Annotated in this window: 15 protein-coding genes and 1 pseudogene; 2 read left to right on the top strand and 14 right to left on the bottom strand. The window is 65.6% G+C overall.

Going from position 1 to position 14720, the window contains the following annotated elements; all coding sequences use genetic code 11:
• Positions 1-8: 8 nt before the first annotated feature.
• Positions 9-521, top strand: coding sequence for a bifunctional adenosylcobinamide kinase/adenosylcobinamide-phosphate guanylyltransferase (gene cobU / locus SAB01S_RS11370; protein WP_062733110.1), 513 nt, complete (start codon positions 9-11; stop codon positions 519-521).
• A 30-nt stretch (positions 522-551) separates the two neighbouring features.
• Here the strand turns inward: cobU and SAB01S_RS11365 are convergent, their stop codons facing one another.
• From SAB01S_RS11365 to SAB01S_RS11305, 13 genes and pseudogenes are all read right to left on the bottom strand, one after another.
• A complete protein-coding gene (locus SAB01S_RS11365; protein ID WP_062733109.1) occupies positions 552-1298 on the bottom strand; it encodes a prepilin peptidase in 747 nt (248 codons plus the stop codon).
• Positions 1295-2017, bottom strand: coding sequence for a type II secretion system protein N (gene gspN / locus SAB01S_RS11360; RefSeq protein ID WP_062733108.1), 723 nt, complete (start codon positions 2015-2017; stop codon positions 1295-1297). The genes SAB01S_RS11365 and gspN overlap by 4 nt, the downstream gene beginning before the upstream one ends.
• Positions 2014-2502, bottom strand: a complete 489-nt coding sequence (locus SAB01S_RS11355; RefSeq protein WP_062733107.1) for a type II secretion system protein M — start codon at positions 2500-2502, stop codon at positions 2014-2016. Before SAB01S_RS11355 ends, gspN begins: the two co-directional genes overlap by 4 nt.
• Complete coding sequence (gspL, locus tag SAB01S_RS11350) at positions 2499-3617, bottom strand: type II secretion system protein GspL (protein ID WP_062733141.1); 1119 nt, start codon at positions 3615-3617, stop codon at positions 2499-2501. The genes SAB01S_RS11355 and gspL overlap by 4 nt, the downstream gene beginning before the upstream one ends.
• Positions 3614-4603 carry a type II secretion system minor pseudopilin GspK gene (gspK, locus tag SAB01S_RS11345; RefSeq protein WP_062733106.1) on the bottom strand — a complete coding sequence of 330 codons (990 nt, stop codon included), beginning with the start codon at positions 4601-4603 and terminating at the stop codon, positions 3614-3616. The genes gspL and gspK overlap by 4 nt, the downstream gene beginning before the upstream one ends.
• Positions 4596-5288, bottom strand: a complete 693-nt coding sequence (gspJ, locus tag SAB01S_RS11340; RefSeq protein WP_062733105.1) for a type II secretion system minor pseudopilin GspJ — start codon at positions 5286-5288, stop codon at positions 4596-4598. The genes gspK and gspJ overlap by 8 nt, the downstream gene beginning before the upstream one ends.
• A complete protein-coding gene (gspI, locus tag SAB01S_RS11335) occupies positions 5285-5659 on the bottom strand; it encodes a type II secretion system minor pseudopilin GspI (RefSeq protein WP_062733104.1) in 375 nt (124 codons plus the stop codon). Before gspI ends, gspJ begins: the two co-directional genes overlap by 4 nt.
• Positions 5652-6086, bottom strand: a pseudogene (gspH, locus tag SAB01S_RS11330) (type II secretion system minor pseudopilin GspH); the annotation flags it as partial. The gene gspI and the pseudogene gspH, both read right to left, overlap by 8 nt.
• A gap of 76 nt (positions 6087-6162) precedes the next feature.
• The gene (gspG, locus tag SAB01S_RS11325) at positions 6163-6648 is read right to left on the bottom strand and encodes a type II secretion system major pseudopilin GspG (RefSeq protein WP_062733103.1); all 486 of its coding nucleotides are present in this window, start codon (positions 6646-6648) and stop codon (positions 6163-6165) included.
• 10 nt (positions 6649-6658) lie between these two features.
• Positions 6659-7876: a type II secretion system inner membrane protein GspF gene (gspF, locus tag SAB01S_RS11320; protein ID WP_062733102.1), complete on the bottom strand. Its 1218-nt coding sequence runs from the start codon at positions 7874-7876 to the stop codon at positions 6659-6661.
• Entirely contained in the window at positions 7869-9395 is a 1527-nt protein-coding gene (gene gspE, locus SAB01S_RS11315; RefSeq protein WP_062733101.1) for a type II secretion system ATPase GspE, read from the bottom strand. Before gspE ends, gspF begins: the two co-directional genes overlap by 8 nt.
• The gene (gspD, locus tag SAB01S_RS11310; RefSeq protein ID WP_062733100.1) at positions 9392-11602 is read right to left on the bottom strand and encodes a type II secretion system secretin GspD; all 2211 of its coding nucleotides are present in this window, start codon (positions 11600-11602) and stop codon (positions 9392-9394) included. The genes gspE and gspD overlap by 4 nt, the downstream gene beginning before the upstream one ends.
• Positions 11599-12444, bottom strand: a complete 846-nt coding sequence (locus tag SAB01S_RS11305; RefSeq protein ID WP_062733099.1) for a type II secretion system protein N — start codon at positions 12442-12444, stop codon at positions 11599-11601. Before SAB01S_RS11305 ends, gspD begins: the two co-directional genes overlap by 4 nt.
• 163 nt (positions 12445-12607) lie before the next feature.
• On the opposite strand from SAB01S_RS11305, the gene SAB01S_RS11300 reads away from it, so the two are divergent.
• Positions 12608-13267, top strand: a complete 660-nt coding sequence (locus tag SAB01S_RS11300) for a prolyl hydroxylase family protein (protein ID WP_062733098.1) — start codon at positions 12608-12610, stop codon at positions 13265-13267.
• A gap of 3 nt (positions 13268-13270) precedes the next feature.
• On the opposite strand, the gene SAB01S_RS11295 is transcribed toward SAB01S_RS11300, so the two are convergent.
• The gene (locus SAB01S_RS11295) at positions 13271-14698 is read right to left on the bottom strand and encodes a CYTH and CHAD domain-containing protein (protein ID WP_062733097.1); all 1428 of its coding nucleotides are present in this window, start codon (positions 14696-14698) and stop codon (positions 13271-13273) included.
• Positions 14699-14720 lie beyond the last annotated feature (22 nt).

Genomic DNA, 14720 nt, shown 5'->3' with positions numbered 1-14720 from the left:
TGTTCGTTATGACCAGCCATCGTCTCCTCTGCCTGGGTGGCGCGCGCTCGGGCAAGAGTCGCTACGCCCAGAAACGCGCAGAAGCGGCGGAGGGCGCGCCGGTCTTCATCGCCACTGCCCAGCCATTCGACGACGAAATGCGCGCGCGGATCGCTTGCCATCGCGCGGACCGGGACGAGCGCTGGCACTGTATCGAAGCCCCGCTCGACCTGGCACCGGCGATCGACGCGCTTTCGGGTCAGGGCAAGATCGTCCTCGTCGATTGCCTGACGCTCTGGCTGTCCAACCTCTTGCTGGCCGGCAAGCCGATCGAGGAGGAAACGGCCACCCTGACGCAGGCCGTCGTCCGCTTTGACGGCACCATCATCCTGGTCGCGAATGAAGTGGGGTGGGGCATCGTTCCCGACAATGCGCTCGCCAGGCAATTCCGCGACGACGCCGGACACCTCAATCAAGCGGTTGCCGCCGCCTGTGATGAAGTGACGCTCATCGTCGCGGGCCTACCCCTCCGCTTGAAATGAGCGCTCCGCCAGTCTCGTCGGCCCACTGTCCTATCCTGGCATCAGGTAGGTTTTCAGCATCCAGGCCGGCAAGGCCGCAATCGCCAGAAATGTGCCGAGCGGTGCGCGTGCGGTTGCAGATTTCGCCTTGCCCATCAGCAGCATGATCGAAAGCCCCGATCCGGCAGCACAAAACAGGATGAGCGGCAATGCCTGCCATCCGAACCACGCGCCCAGCGCGCCGAGCAGCTTGGCATCCCCCAGCCCCAGCCCATCCCTGCCCCTTATCGCGCGATAGGACAGGGCGATGATCAACAGCACTGCATAGCCCAGCGCTGCGCCAATGCCTCTATCCAACAAGCCGACATTGGTCGCGAAGGGGCCGAGCGCAAATCCCAGGAACGCCAGCGGAAAGGTGAGCGCATCGGGCAGCCAGAAATGACGCCAGTCCAAGATCGCCAGTGTCAGCAGTATCCAGCCAAGACACGCCCACGCAACGCCACCCATTCCCGGCGCGAAACCCAGCGCCATGCCTCCGATGATCGCGCAGCCAGCTTCCACCCGACCATGGAGCGGATCGATGCGATTGCCACAGGACCGGCAGCGTCCGCGGCTCAGCAGGGCACTGACCAGAGGGATGAGGTCGCGAGGGCCGAGCGTGCGGCCACAGCTGTCGCACATGGACCGGCCGCGCAACACCCCCCTGCCCAGCGGCCAGCGCACTATCACCGTTGCAAGGAAACTTCCAAGGATCGCGCCGGCCAGCGCGCCGATCAACGCCGCCAGCGGATCAATCACAATGTGCCTTCGACCTTCAACGTCCTGGCGTTCCCCTCTGCGGCAAAGCCAGCTTGCCCCAACGTCGTCGCCAAGGTTGCGTCCGTCGTTTCGATCCGCATGTCGGCGACATAGCGGCCCGATCGCCACAGGCGCAGCGTGATTTTCTCCAGCCCCGACTGGCTCACCAGAGGCAGGAGCAGCGCGTCGCCGTCACAGGCCGCGACACCCGACAGCCCTTGCGACAAATTGAGGCCCGGAAACTGCCCGGCCAGCCGCGCGCGCACGCGACCTTCGGCATGGCCACATCGTTCGCCGGAGAAATAGCCGCTGACATCCTCCAAGATCAGGCTGCTGACCGGCAGCGGCGCGAACGTCCGTCCCAGCGGCACGGCGCCGGTCACATCATCGACGCCGATCCGTCCGAACCCCACCGTGATGGCCCCGGCGATATCGTCGGGCAGCCCCTTCTGCCGGGCGATGTCGAACCGTGCGCGGGCCAGGAACAGGCTGATCGGCGACAATCCGGCGCGGACGGACCCGAGCGGCATATTGCCGAGCATCAATTGGTCGATCCGTCCGCTCCACACCGTCCCGCTTATTGCCCGGGCGGACACGCCCAGCCGCTCCAGCCCGGCCAGTCCCAGCGCGACCCGCATCGGCAGGAAAATCAAAAGCCCAAGCAGCAGCGCAAGAATGAGGATGACGCGCATGCGGCGCGAGAGGGTAAGGCCCATCATTGCCCTTCCCCCCGTTCCAGCACGGCCTGTACCGAAATGCTCCCGGCCGTGGGCGACGGCCGCGCATTCATGGTGACGACCCGCACGCCCTGCGCTTCCAGACCCGACAGCCAGGAAAATAGCGCGATCGGGCGCACCGATGCTATGGCGATGTCCATCCGGTCATTCCCCTGCGCCTGCGCGCGTTCCAGCGTCAGGCCGGCCTCCCCGGCGCTTTGCCCGACAAATTGGTCGAGCGGCACGGCGGATCCGGCATTGGCGGATGCGCGCGGCAACGTCTTCAGCTGGGCGACGGTGGCGCGGACCGCGGCATTGCGCTCGGTCGCCTCCACCAGCCGGTTGCGCGCGTCGCGCTGGGCCCGGTCTAGCGGCAGGGCAACGCCAAACCAGAGGATGACGATCGCCAGCAGCGCGAACATCACCCCCAGCAGCCAGCGTTCCCGGGTCGAACGCTCCGCCCAGTAGCTTTCCAACCTGTCCATCATGCGTGCACCGTGATTTCCGCCAGCGTCCGACCGCCCGGATCCTGGGAGGGCGTGGCCGTGATCGTGAAGCCCGCCGCCTGAAGCGCGAGCAGCACGATGTTGATGTCTTCGGCCTTGGCGGATGCCAATGTGGCGCGCACCATGCCGTCGGCGTCCCGCGACAGGGTCGTCAGAGCGACGCCAGGCGCGTCCTGCATGGCCGACAGCAAGGCAGCGACTGGCGCGGTGAAGGCGCGGCCGCCCGCACCTCGGGCGGCCAAGCGGCCTTCCAGTTCGATTTGCGCTTGCGCCGCATCCGACGCGTCGGGCAGAATCTGCTGCGCCAGCGCCAGGCTGTCGCGATCCAGCCGGCTCGCCTCGCTATGCTGGCGCGCGAGCCCGATCAGCGAGGTCGCCAGCAGCAGCAACAGGATCATGCCGCTCCACAGCGCTATTCGTTGCAGCGCGCGACGATCCAGGGACGGACGCACGCGTTTGGCGAAATCGCCCTGCCGCATGTCGAGGGGCGGCGTGTCCAACGCCGCGATGGCGCGTCCCTCGACCACCCCCGGCGCGACATCGACGATGGGCGCATCGGCGATCAGTTCGGGCAGCGCCATGTCTTCGGGCATGGCCATGTCCTGCGCCCGCAAAACCGACGCGCCGCCAATGATCGCGCGACCGAACCCCTTTTTGGGCGCTTCGATCAACAAGGGTGCGGGCACGATCAAATCCGGGTCGAGCCCGTGATGCTGCGCCCAAAGCAGCCAATGCTGCATATCGCTTCGGCTGGCCAAGGCGATCAGATGCGGCACGGACGGATCGTCATTTTCATCGGTTGCGGCGAACAGCTGGTCGGCCGGGACCAGACCGCTTGCCAGTACCGCCAGGCGCGCGGCCGCCCGGCCTTGGCGCGCAGGAAGATCGGGATAGGCCAACCAGTGCAATGTCACCAGCGCGGCCGGTGGAACCAGCAGCACGCGTGCCTGATCTGGCAAGGCGGCTATCCCGCAAGCGGCAAGCCAGTTGGCACCCTCACCCGACTGGACCAGCGCGCTATCTATCACCCGCATCCAGCGCACTGGCCGTTCCGCGGTTTCTGGCAGAAACAGGATCAGGGCATCGCGACTGCTCACGCGCCCGCGCCCCAATCGCGCCGGACCAGTTTTGCCGGGCTTTCCCGCGCATCGATCAGCGCGCGCTCCACCACCTGCGTTCCCCCGACATCCACCGAAACCGTCACTCCAAAAAACCCCGTCTTCAACTTCACCTGCTCGGCAACCTCGGTCGCCGGCGACAGGCCGGCAAGGGAGGGCAGCATCCAGAAGCGCACCGTGCTGCCGTAGCCGTCCGCCGGTCGCTGCGCCAGCAATTGCCGCGCTTGCGCTACGCTCAATTGCCCAGGAAGCAACATCGCGAAAAGGGGCGCTTGCGCGGGCAGCAGCGTATTGATGTTGATCGGCGACAGGTCCGTGACAGGCAAGGCGCAAATCCACGGTTTCACCAGATCATAGATCGCGGGCGTCACCCCCGCCACGGCGCGCAGTTCGCTGGGGTCGATCATCATGCGGTTGGCCGCGCGATAGGGCCGCGCCATGCCGGCATAGGTCTCGTCCTCCGCGCCCCCCGGTTGCGGCACGGTATCGCTGTCGATCCAGTCAGCAAGGCCGGCCGCCGCCGTCGCTGCCTGCCGCGCATCAACGCCCAATGCCTCCAGCAGCGCCTGAAACTGCGAGACGCCGACCCGACGGACCTTAAGCGCGGCGTCGCTTTGCCCGCTCACCACGCTGTTGAGGTTGAAGCAATTGCCGCCATCGGTCACTTGCGCGGTCGCGATACCGCCGGGCACGGGAATTGTCTGCGGCGTGCCCATCCATCCGCCCGCCAGCGTGATTTTCGCGGGGTTGGACTGGACCAGATCGTTGATCCGCAATCGCGCCATGTCCGTGCCCGCGTCGGCGAAGGCGCGCGCCTGATCGACCGCGCCGCCATTGCCGGTCATGCGGGTGGCGAGCGCAACGCGCTCCAGCGCGGTGGAGGCGACCACCGCCATGACCGCAACCAGCAACAACACCGTCAGCAGCGCCGCGCCACGTTCGCTCTGCTTGCCGGGATCATGCATCGGCTGCCGCCTCCACGCCTTCCAGCTTTTCGACCGGCCCGGGCGCGACCAGGAAGCGCATCGTGACAGGCGGCTCGCCAGTACGCGTTACCGTCATTTCGACGGCCTTGGGGAGCAGGTCGGGCTGGCTTGGTGTCCAATCATCCTGCCACTGCCCCTGCGCATCGCGAAAGCGCAGCACGACGGTCTCGACATTGTCGAGCAACGCGGCGGGATCATCGCCGGCCGCACCATCGATCTGCGCATAGGTGCGCCGCTCCAGCCGCCCCTGCCGGACCCAATATTCAACCTTCTGCAACGATGGACGCGGCAGATCGCCCAGATTGTCCCAGCCGCCGCGCACAAATTGCAGCACCGGCTGCGCGTCCCCATCGTCATGCGCCCAAAAGGCCGGGGCCAGCGTGCCTGCCTCCGTCCGGGTGATGCGCGGCACGGCTTGGCCGAGGTCGCTCGCCAGCGCGCCGCCAGCCCGTTGCACCGCGGCCATATCATCCAGCCGCGCCTTGACCTGCGCCTGTGCTGATACGCTGTTTCCCAGCAGCAGCACGCCCGCGCTCGCCAGCATCGCGAAGATCATCAATGCGACCAGCAGTTCGATCAGCGTGAAACCGTGTTCGGCGGAACGCTCACAAAGGTTGAAGCCGTGTTCGGCGGATTGCTGGCCAGAAATATTGCTGTGCTTCATTCCACCACCCGCACGAAGCTGAGCGCGACCGGCGATGCGCCCGGCTGGCCATCGACGGTGAGGTCGACCTGAAGCAGGCGGCGATCGTCTGTCGGTTTCACCACGCGGGTCCAGCGCCAGCGGCGCCCACCATTGACCGCCTCGCCATATTCTTCCCCGATCGAGGGCGGCACGGGATCGGTCTGCACCTCCACCATCAGGTTACGCGCGACGATCTGGCCCATCGCCTTGCTGTCCAGGTCCGCCGCCGTGCGTAGCGTCACGCCCTGCAACCGCACGAGCGCCAGCGCGGCCAGGCTGAATACGGCCAGCGCCACCAGCATTTCCAGCAGGGTGAAGCCCCCTTCGCCTTGCCGCGCGCGCTCAGCCATCGACCACCACCTTGCCCGCCATGTCGATGCGGACGGATACGCGCTCGCCTTCGCGCGCCAGGGTCACAGTCATGGCGTCGGTGGGCAGTCCGGTGCCGTCGAAGCCGATCTGCAAGCGGCCATCTCGCCCGACCTGTGCGCGCGTGCCCGGCTTCCAGTTGGTCGTGACGAAGGGCTTTTGCTCCAGCGGCGTCCATTGGCCGTCATCGCGACGCTGGAAGCCATAGCCGGATGCGGACACCCAAAGGCCCATGGGACGCGCGGTCACGACCGCTTCGTCGCGCGCAGCGGCGACGCGCGCGGCAAAGCGATCGGCATCCTCGACCACGCGGCCGCGCGGATCGGGGATGGCCAGTACGACGGCCGCTGAAATGAAGCCGATGATCGTCAGCACGACCATCAGTTCCAACAGCGTGAAGCCCTGTTGGGCGGAACGCTCACATGACGTGAAGCCCTGTTGGGCGGAACGCGCCTTTGGAGCGCGTTCCGCCCGGCATGTCCCTTCACAGTTCGCTGGAATAGATGTCCGCATTTTCCTGTTCCCCGCCCGGCTGGCCGTCGGCGCCCAGCGAACTGATGTCGAACGCGCCCCGGCGACCCGGTACGGTATAGACATAGGCGCGGCCCCAGGGGTCATCGGGCAGCTTCTTGATATAGCCGCCGCGACGATAGCGCTGCGGCTGCGCCAGAGAGGCGGGCGGACTGATCAGTGCCTGAAGTCCATCCGATGCCGACGGATAGGTCAGATTGTCGAGCCGATATTGCTCCAGCGCCTGCTCGATCGTCGCGATATCCGCCTTGGCCTTCTCAATGCGCGCCGTGTCGGTGGCGGGAATGACGTTGATTGCCACGATGGTTGCCAACAGTCCGATGATGACGATAACCACCATCAACTCGACCAGCGTGAAGCCATTTTCCACCGGACGGCGGGCGGCAAGCTGCGCTTGCCTCTCGGCCAGCGCGAGCCGGATCTTGTTCAAATTCAGCATATTCACTCCTTCAAGCCCCGGTCAGGCTTTGCAGCTGCAGGATCGGCAGCAGGATGGACAGAATGATGACGGCGACGATGCCGCCCATCGCTATGATGATCACCGGCTCCAGCATGGCCAGGGCAGCAGAGGTGAAGCTGTCAAATTCACGCTCCAGATAGTCGGCGGCGCGTTCCAGCATCGTGTCAAGCCGACCCGCGCTTTCACCGCTAGCCGCGAGATAGACGAGCAGCGGCGGAAATACGCCGGCCCGGCGCAGTGCCGCCGACAGGCTGCCGCCGCCCCGTATCGCCTCGACAATATCGTCGGATGCGCGGCGCAGCACGCGATTGTGGACCGTGTTCGCGGTCAGTGACAATCCCTCCATCAATGGCAGGCGACTCGCCACCATCGTCGACAGCGTCCGCGCCATTCGAGCCGCATGCAGGTCGCGAATCAGCCGGCCGAGCAGCGGGAGGCTCAGCAATGTCGCGTCAAACCGGTAGCGGAAACCGTCGACCTTCAACGCGCGCCAGAACGCAAAAGCCGAGATGCCCAGCAACAGCAGCAACAACCACCAATAATCCGCCAGGAACGCGGACAGGCCCATGACCATGCGGGTCAGCAGCGGCAATTCCTGTCCCACGGTGTCGAATTGCTCCACAACCTTGGGCACGACGAAGATCATGAGCGCGGCGACGACGCAGACGGCGAATGTCGCGAGGACCGATGGATAAGCGATGGCGGTCAGCACTTTCGATCGCATCAGCGCCTGCCGCTCCATCAGGTCCGACAGTCGCTCCATGATGGTCGGCAGACTGCCCGAGCTTTCGCCGGCGGAGATCATGGCGCGATAGAGCGGCGGAAAACTGCGCGGCTCGGCGCCCAGCGCATCGGCCAGCCGCCGCCCTTCCAGCACGCCGCCATGTACCGTGCCCACGATGGCGCGGACATGGTCCTGCTCGCTCTGGCGGCCAATGGTCCGCAGCGATTCCTCCAACGGACTGACCTGGATCAGCGTCGAAAGCTGGCGAGTGAACAGCGTCAGTTCCTTGGCGCTGAGCCGTGGCGCACGCAGCGAAAGCCCCGCCCGTTGCCGCGCCTTGGTGGCCGCTCCGGGTTCCAGCCGCACGATGAACAGCTTGCGCGCGTCCAGCCGGGCACGGGCGTCATCGACCGTATCGGCCTTGACCTTGCCCGACCGCTCGCGCCCCGCCGGGTCGATCGCCACATAGTCGAAATCAGCCATCGGCGATGGTTTCCACCTCGGTCGCGTCGCGGCGCGACACGCGGATCGCTTCTTCGGCCGTCGTCTGTCCGTCGCGCACCAGTGCGCGCGCCGCCGACCCCAGATTGGGCGCATTGAGGAAAGCATGGCGCGCAATCATCGACTCGTCCCCGCCATCGTTGATCAGGCGACGGATCGTGTCGTCCACGCGAATCGCCTCGAAAACGCCAATGCGGCCCTTATAGCCCGAACCGCCACACTCCTCGCACCCGCGCGCCTTGTAGATGATAGTGCCGGGGTCGAAACCCAGTAGCGCGCTTGCCGACTTGTCCGCCTGCACCGGCTCGCGGCAATGCTGGCAAAGGCGGCGGACGAGCCGCTGAGCGACGACGCCGCGCAGGGTGGAGGCGAGCAGGAAGGGTTCGACCCGCATGTCCCGCATCCGGGTGATCGCCCCCACCGCGTCATTGGTGTGGACGGTCGACAGCACCAGATGCCCGGTCAGCGACGCCTGAACCGCAATCTCGGCTGTCTCGCGGTCGCGGATTTCGCCGACCATGACGACATCGGGGTCCTGGCGCAGGATCGCGCGCAAACCCGCCGCAAAGGTCAGCCCGACCTTGGCATTGACCTGCGTCTGGCCGACGCCCTCGATCGCATATTCGACCGGGTCCTCGACCGTCAGGATATTGCGGCTGCCATCGTTGAGCTGCCGCAAACCGGCATAAAGCGTGGTCGTCTTGCCCGACCCGGTCGGGCCGGTGACAAGGATGATGCCATTGGGTTCGGAAAGCCCTTCGCGAAAGATGCGATCGGGTGCGCCCGTCATGCCCAGCAGGTCCAGGTTCATGCCCGCATTCTCCTTGTCGAGAATACGCAGCACCACCCGCTCGCCTGCCCGGCTCGGCAACGTGGATACACGGACGTCGAGCAACTTGCCGCCAAGGGTCAGGCCGATGCGCCCATCCTGCGGCACGCGGCGCTCGGCAATGTCGAGCCGCGCCATCACCTTGATGCGGCTGACCACCACCGGGGCAACGTGCGGCGGCATCCGCAGCGTTTCGCGCAGCACGCCGTCGACGCGCATCCGTACAATCAGCCCGGTTTCATATGGCTCGATATGAATATCCGACACGCCCTGCCGCGCGGCTTCGGCGATGATGCCGTTGATCAGGCGGATCGCCGGCGCGTCATCGGCGCTGTCGAGCAAATCGTCGGCGGTGGGAATGTCGGCCGCCAATATGTCCAGCTCATCCGCGCCGACTTCGAGCGAGCCCGCCATCGCCGCCGCGCTGCCCTGCATTGCATAATGATTGGACAGATGCCGGTCGAACTCGGCCGGTTCGACGAAGCGCACGTCGAAACTGCGCGCAAGATGACGGCGCACCTCCAGCAGCACGCGCGGATCGCTGCCCGCCCGCACGGCAATCATGATCCGGTCGCCTTCCTGCGGCAACAGAACGACGCCATGCTTGCGAGCGAAAACATAGGGAATGTCAATCGGTCGAGATGGCGGTGGGGGCGCGGCTTCGTCGCTCATCGCTGCTCTCCGCTCGCGGGGATATCAACCGGGCGCACCACGCCGCTGGACTGGCGGACGGTGGGTTCGATGACGTCGGGCTGCGCGCTTGCCTGCGGCTGCACCACCATGTCGCCTGGCTGCGGCGGCGCAATCGGCGGCGCCGCACCCATATAGTCGCGCACCAGCTCGTCGATCGTCGGCTCGGAGTCCGGATCGCGCTGCAACTGCATGCCGCGAATATAGCCGTAGCGCTGCTGCGTCAGCTTCTGCGCGTCTTCCTTGGATCGCAGGATCGTCGGGCGGATGAAAACCATCAGGTTGGTCTTGGTGCGGCTACGGCTGCGGGACTTGAAGAGTTCGCCGATGCCCGGAATTTCGGACAGCAGCGGGATGCGCTCGATCGTCTTGCGCTCATTGTCGTCAAGCAACCCGCCCAATGCCAATATCTCGCCATCGTCGACGGTAACGGTCGTTTCGATCTCGCGCTTGTTGATGATAAGGTCGCTATTGTCATTGCTGACCGGCCCCGCCACGCTCGACACTTCCTGACGCAGGAACAGCTTGATCGCACCGCCGGTATTGATCTGCGGCTTCACCTCCAGCTTGATGCCGACATCCTGGCGCTGCACCGTGCGGAACTGATTGTCGAAATTCTGGCTGAGCGCCTCGCCGGTCGTCACCGGCACTTGCTGACCGACCAGGATCGACGCCTTCTGATTGTCCAGCGTCATGACCGAAGGGGTCGACAGTAGATTGCTTTCGGTATCGGATTTCACCGCGTTGATGATCGCGCCGAAAATGCCGTTGCTGCCGATGCTGCCGCCCAAGCCGGCGATCGCCCCGGTCGCGCTTTGCAGGCTGTTGATCGCAGCCTGTTGCAGCGTGCTGGCAAGGTCGCTGTTCTCGCGCACCTCGGTCGTTGTGCGCGTGCCATCAGGCGCCACCACCGTGGTCGTCGTCGTGCCCAGTTGGTCCGCGCCATAGGCTCCAGCCAGCGTCAGCAGGTTGGGTGACGCATTGCTATAGTTGGTGGCGGCAAAGCCGGTCTTTGTGCTGCCGATCAGGAACTGAACGCCCAGCTTCTTGGCGGCGGCATCACTGATTTCGACGATGATCGCCTCCACCAGCACCTGTTCGCGGCGGGTGTCGATCTGGCGGATGGTTTCGCCCAGCATGCGCTGCACATCGCTGTTGGCGGCAACGATGATGGCATTCGCGCCCTCATAGCGGGTCACGATCGCCGGACCCCGAGTGTTGATCCCGCCGCCAGATGAGGAGGACGCCGCCGACGCGGCTGGAGCGGCCGCCTGCGACGCAGGCGCAGCGCCTTGCCCGCCACCCGACGCAGGCGTCGAAGACGTAATCGGCTCGCTGGTCGATTGGCCCACCAGTTGCTGCAAGACCGGCAACAATTTCTCGGCGTCCGCATGTTCCAGCCAGTAGACCCGGATTTCCGTGCCGCTGGCCGCCTGCCGATCGAGTTCGCGCGCCATATTGGCAAGTCGCGCAACCGTTCCGGCATCCCCTCGGATGGCCACCGAATTGCTGCTGTCGATCGGCACCACGGTTGCGGCAGACGGCGCGGCATTCTCGCCCCCGCCGCCATTGGTCACCAGCGCCTGAAGCGAGGTTGCGATCTCGCGCGCGCCGGCATTTTTCAGCGCGACCATCTGCGTTGCCGCCGTATCCCGGTCGATGCGGGCGATCACCTGCCGGATGCGCGCGACATTGTCGGCATAATCGGCGACGACAACGCTATTGCCCGCGCGATTTGCGGTCACGGACCCTTCCTTGCTGACGAGCGGGCGCAATGTTTCCAATGCGCTTGCCGCGTCGATCGACCGCAGGCGGAATACCTCGGTCACGAAACTGTTGCGGTTGGCCGCGCGGCCGACGCCGCTGGGCTGGCCCGCCGCGCCATCGACCGGCTGGATGCGATAGGCGCCGCCCGGCGCCGGCACCGCCACCAGTCCGTTGGCGCGCAGGGTCGACAGGAAAATCTCGAAATATTCCGATCGGCTGAGCGGCCGGTCGGTGACGACCGACACTTTCCCTTGCACCTTGTTGTCGATGATGAAGGTGCGGCCCGTGACCCGCGCCGCGTCCTGGATGAAGGCGCGAATGTCGGCGTCACGCACATTGAGCGTCTGCTGCGCCTGGACCGAAGCGATCGGCGTCGCCAGAGCGAGGGCCATGGCGGCGGAAAAGAGGAATTTGCGGGTCATTGGCCTTGCACTATGAGGTTGACCGACGCGACGGCCGCGCCGCGCTCGACAGTCAGGGATAGGCGCGCTCCGGGCGCGATCTGGTTCTGAAGGCTTTGCAGGTCGCCGACCGGCTGGCCGTTGACCTGTGTCACGATGTCGCCCGGGCGAAAGCCTGCCGTGGCGAAGCCCGGCCCCTTGGCCGCGACCACCAGCCCCGTCATCCGGCCATTGTCCATACGGGGGGCGAAACCGACATCCCGCTTCAGCATATCGGCGGTCACGCCGCCCCCGCCACCGGGCGCGGCAGGAGGAGGCGGCGCGGCGCTTGTCCATCCTTCGCCCGCCGGTGGAGTTTCGGCGTCGGCTGCGGGCGTCGACTGATCGAGAAACGCCTGTTCCTCGGCCCCGCCGCGATCGATCGTGACATGATCGAAGGCGACGGCCTTCAGGACCACGCCGGGCATGATCTCATCCCCCACGGCATAGCTGTTCTGCACGCCGTCGGGGGTTGCAATGATGGCCGACCCAAGGCCCGACCCTTCATTCAGGCGGATGCCATAGACTGTCAGCGCCAGGGAGGTAACGACGCCGCCCGACTGCTGCGGCGCTTCAGCCCGGAAAAACGGGTCGAAGCTGCCGAACAACAGCGCGCGCGCCTGAGGAGACAAGAGCTGCGCCTGGCGTCCTTCCCATGGGCCGAAGCTGCCGACGGGCGTCACCACGGCCCAGATCAAACGGACGAGCAGCAGCGCCAGGACGACCAGCAACGCCTTTTCCAGAAGGCTCAGCCAGTCGACGCCCCGCACGGCAGGCCGGGCGCGACGCCACCGGTCAATCCTGTCCCCAATCGGCACGCGCATGATGTTCGACAAGCCCCCGAATTCTGCGAGCCTGCTAGGCGCGGCGCTTTACAGCAAAATGACGCTAATGTTGCGGTGATATGACAGACTTGCGCGCGGAGCCTGTCTTGCGCTGAAAAGCAGCATTTCCACGATTCCCAAATCGTCGCTCTATAGAGGACCTATGACGTCGAAAGCCCTTCAACCGTCCGCGCCCGCCGGTCTCGACGCCGATCCGGCATGGATCGCGACGCGCCCCCGCGTTCAGCGCGTCCCCAGCAAGGAGCTAGCGCTCTTCATCTTGAAGGGCTTCTTGAGCGCTGAGGAATGCACGCAGCTGATCGACCGAATCGACGCGCAGCGCCGCCCGTCGACCATCGCCGATCATAATGGCGACGGCTATTTCCGCACGAGCGAAACGTGCGACCTGGATCATGACGATCCCTTTGTTGCGGGCATCAACGCGCGTCTCGACGCCTTCACGGGCATATCGACCGAATATGGAGAACCGATCCAGGGCCAGCGCTATGCCGTGGGCCAGGAATTCAAGGCGCACACCGACTATTTCGATCCCAAAGGCGCTGACTTTGATCGCTACTGCGCCGTCGCGGGCAATCGCACATGGACGGTGATGATCTATCTGGACCAGCCCACTGCCGGCGGCGCCACGCGCTTCACTCGCATCGGCAAGACGGTCCAGCCTGAAACCGGCAAGCTGCTGGCATGGAATAATCGCTTGTTATCAGGCACCCCCAACCCCGCCAGCATCCACCACGGCATGAAGGTGCGCAGCGGCGTCAAGCATGTCATCACCAAATGGTATCGCGAACGTCCCTGGGGCTGATCACTATCGCCAGAAACGCGAAGCCGATGCGAAGCGGTCATGCGCTTTCCCGGCCTTGCGCAGCAATGTCTCCTCCGATTTGATGACCAAGCCGGTATCGTCAGCCAGATGGTAGCGCGCGAACAGGGCGGGCGCGGTCGCCAGATCATTGAGATCGCCCAGCCGATCCTGCACTTTGGCCAAGGCCTTGACGTAAGCGCCATGGGCCTTGCGCGCCCCCTTGTCCGCATAGACGCCGGCAAAGAATTCAGCGCCATAGCGCAGCTTCTTGGCGTCCTTGCGCACTCTGTGTCGCTTGTCCGGTGGCAGTTTCTTGAGGCCATCGCCGCCCTTGGCGACGCGCTTGTGGAGCTTTTTCAGGCGACTGCCCGCGAAGTCGGAAATTGGTGCATCCGCAGCGCCGCTGCATCCTGCCTCCAGCGCCAGCCATTCCGCGATATCCAGCAGAAGACCGCGCACCCGCGCTGATTCGAGCCACGCGCGGACCCGCGCCTGGCTTTCGGCGCGAACCCCGGCAATTTCGGCCTGCGCGCCCGGCGCCAACCGCCCGTGCAACACGTCCAGATCGCGCGCCTCGCCCAGCATCCCGGCCAGCCAGCGCAACTCCCGTTGAAAGCGCGCCACATCGGCTTCCAGCAAAACCGGCTTGAACAGAGTGAGCGCACTGCGCATCCGGCGCACGGCCACCCGCGCCTGATGCAGGGCGCGCTCACGATATTCGATCAGCAAGAGCGCTTCGTTCCGGCGATAATGACGCAGGCACGCGCCCGCAATCGTCAGAAAGGCCTCACGGATCTTCATGCTGGCGTTCACCAACACCGGCTCCGCCTTGACGGCTTCTGCCACCGGACCGCGCAGCGCATAGCCGCGCTCGGCCTTGCTCAGCACCGCCGGACGCACCGGCACTTCGCCATCAATGCGGCGCGCGATCGCGAAGAGTGCGGCTGGTGCGCCATCGACCAGTTCCAGTTCCACCTCGCACAGCGGCGCTTCGCGTGCGCCTGCCCGCACCACCCCCCGGTCGATCACCATCTCCACCCGCGCGTCCCCTTCTTGGATCAGCCAGCGCGTGCGTTCGACATCGGTTTCAAACAAAGGCTCAATCTGGCTGACCGCGTCACCCAGCGCGTCTTGGACTGGGGTATCCCCATCCAGCACGGGCGAATATGAGCGGACGGGCCGTTCCCATTCCTGACGCGCGAATAGCCCGGCGGCGGATGAGCCATCGCCCTTGACGGTCTGCACCTTGCGCCGCCCGGATTGGCGAATGCGCAGGCTGAGGCCTTTGTTTGCAAGTTGCGCATCGGGCGTGTCGAAATAGGTGGCGCGGAGGCGCGTGACATCCTCGCGCTCTGGCAAGCCGTCCCACTGGCACAGGCGGCTGGCGGCGTCCTCCGTCAGGTCAAGCTTGAGTTCGATTTCGCGTCCCATGCATCCTCCGTCACGCGCCGAA

Origin of the sequence: Sphingobium abikonense NBRC 16140, assembly GCF_001598335.1 — a bacterium.
Classification (GTDB): Bacteria; Pseudomonadota; Alphaproteobacteria; order Sphingomonadales; family Sphingomonadaceae; genus Sphingobium; species Sphingobium abikonense.
The sequence above is the reverse complement of the archived record's forward strand: the minus strand, read 5'-3'. Positions and strand labels throughout refer to the sequence as shown.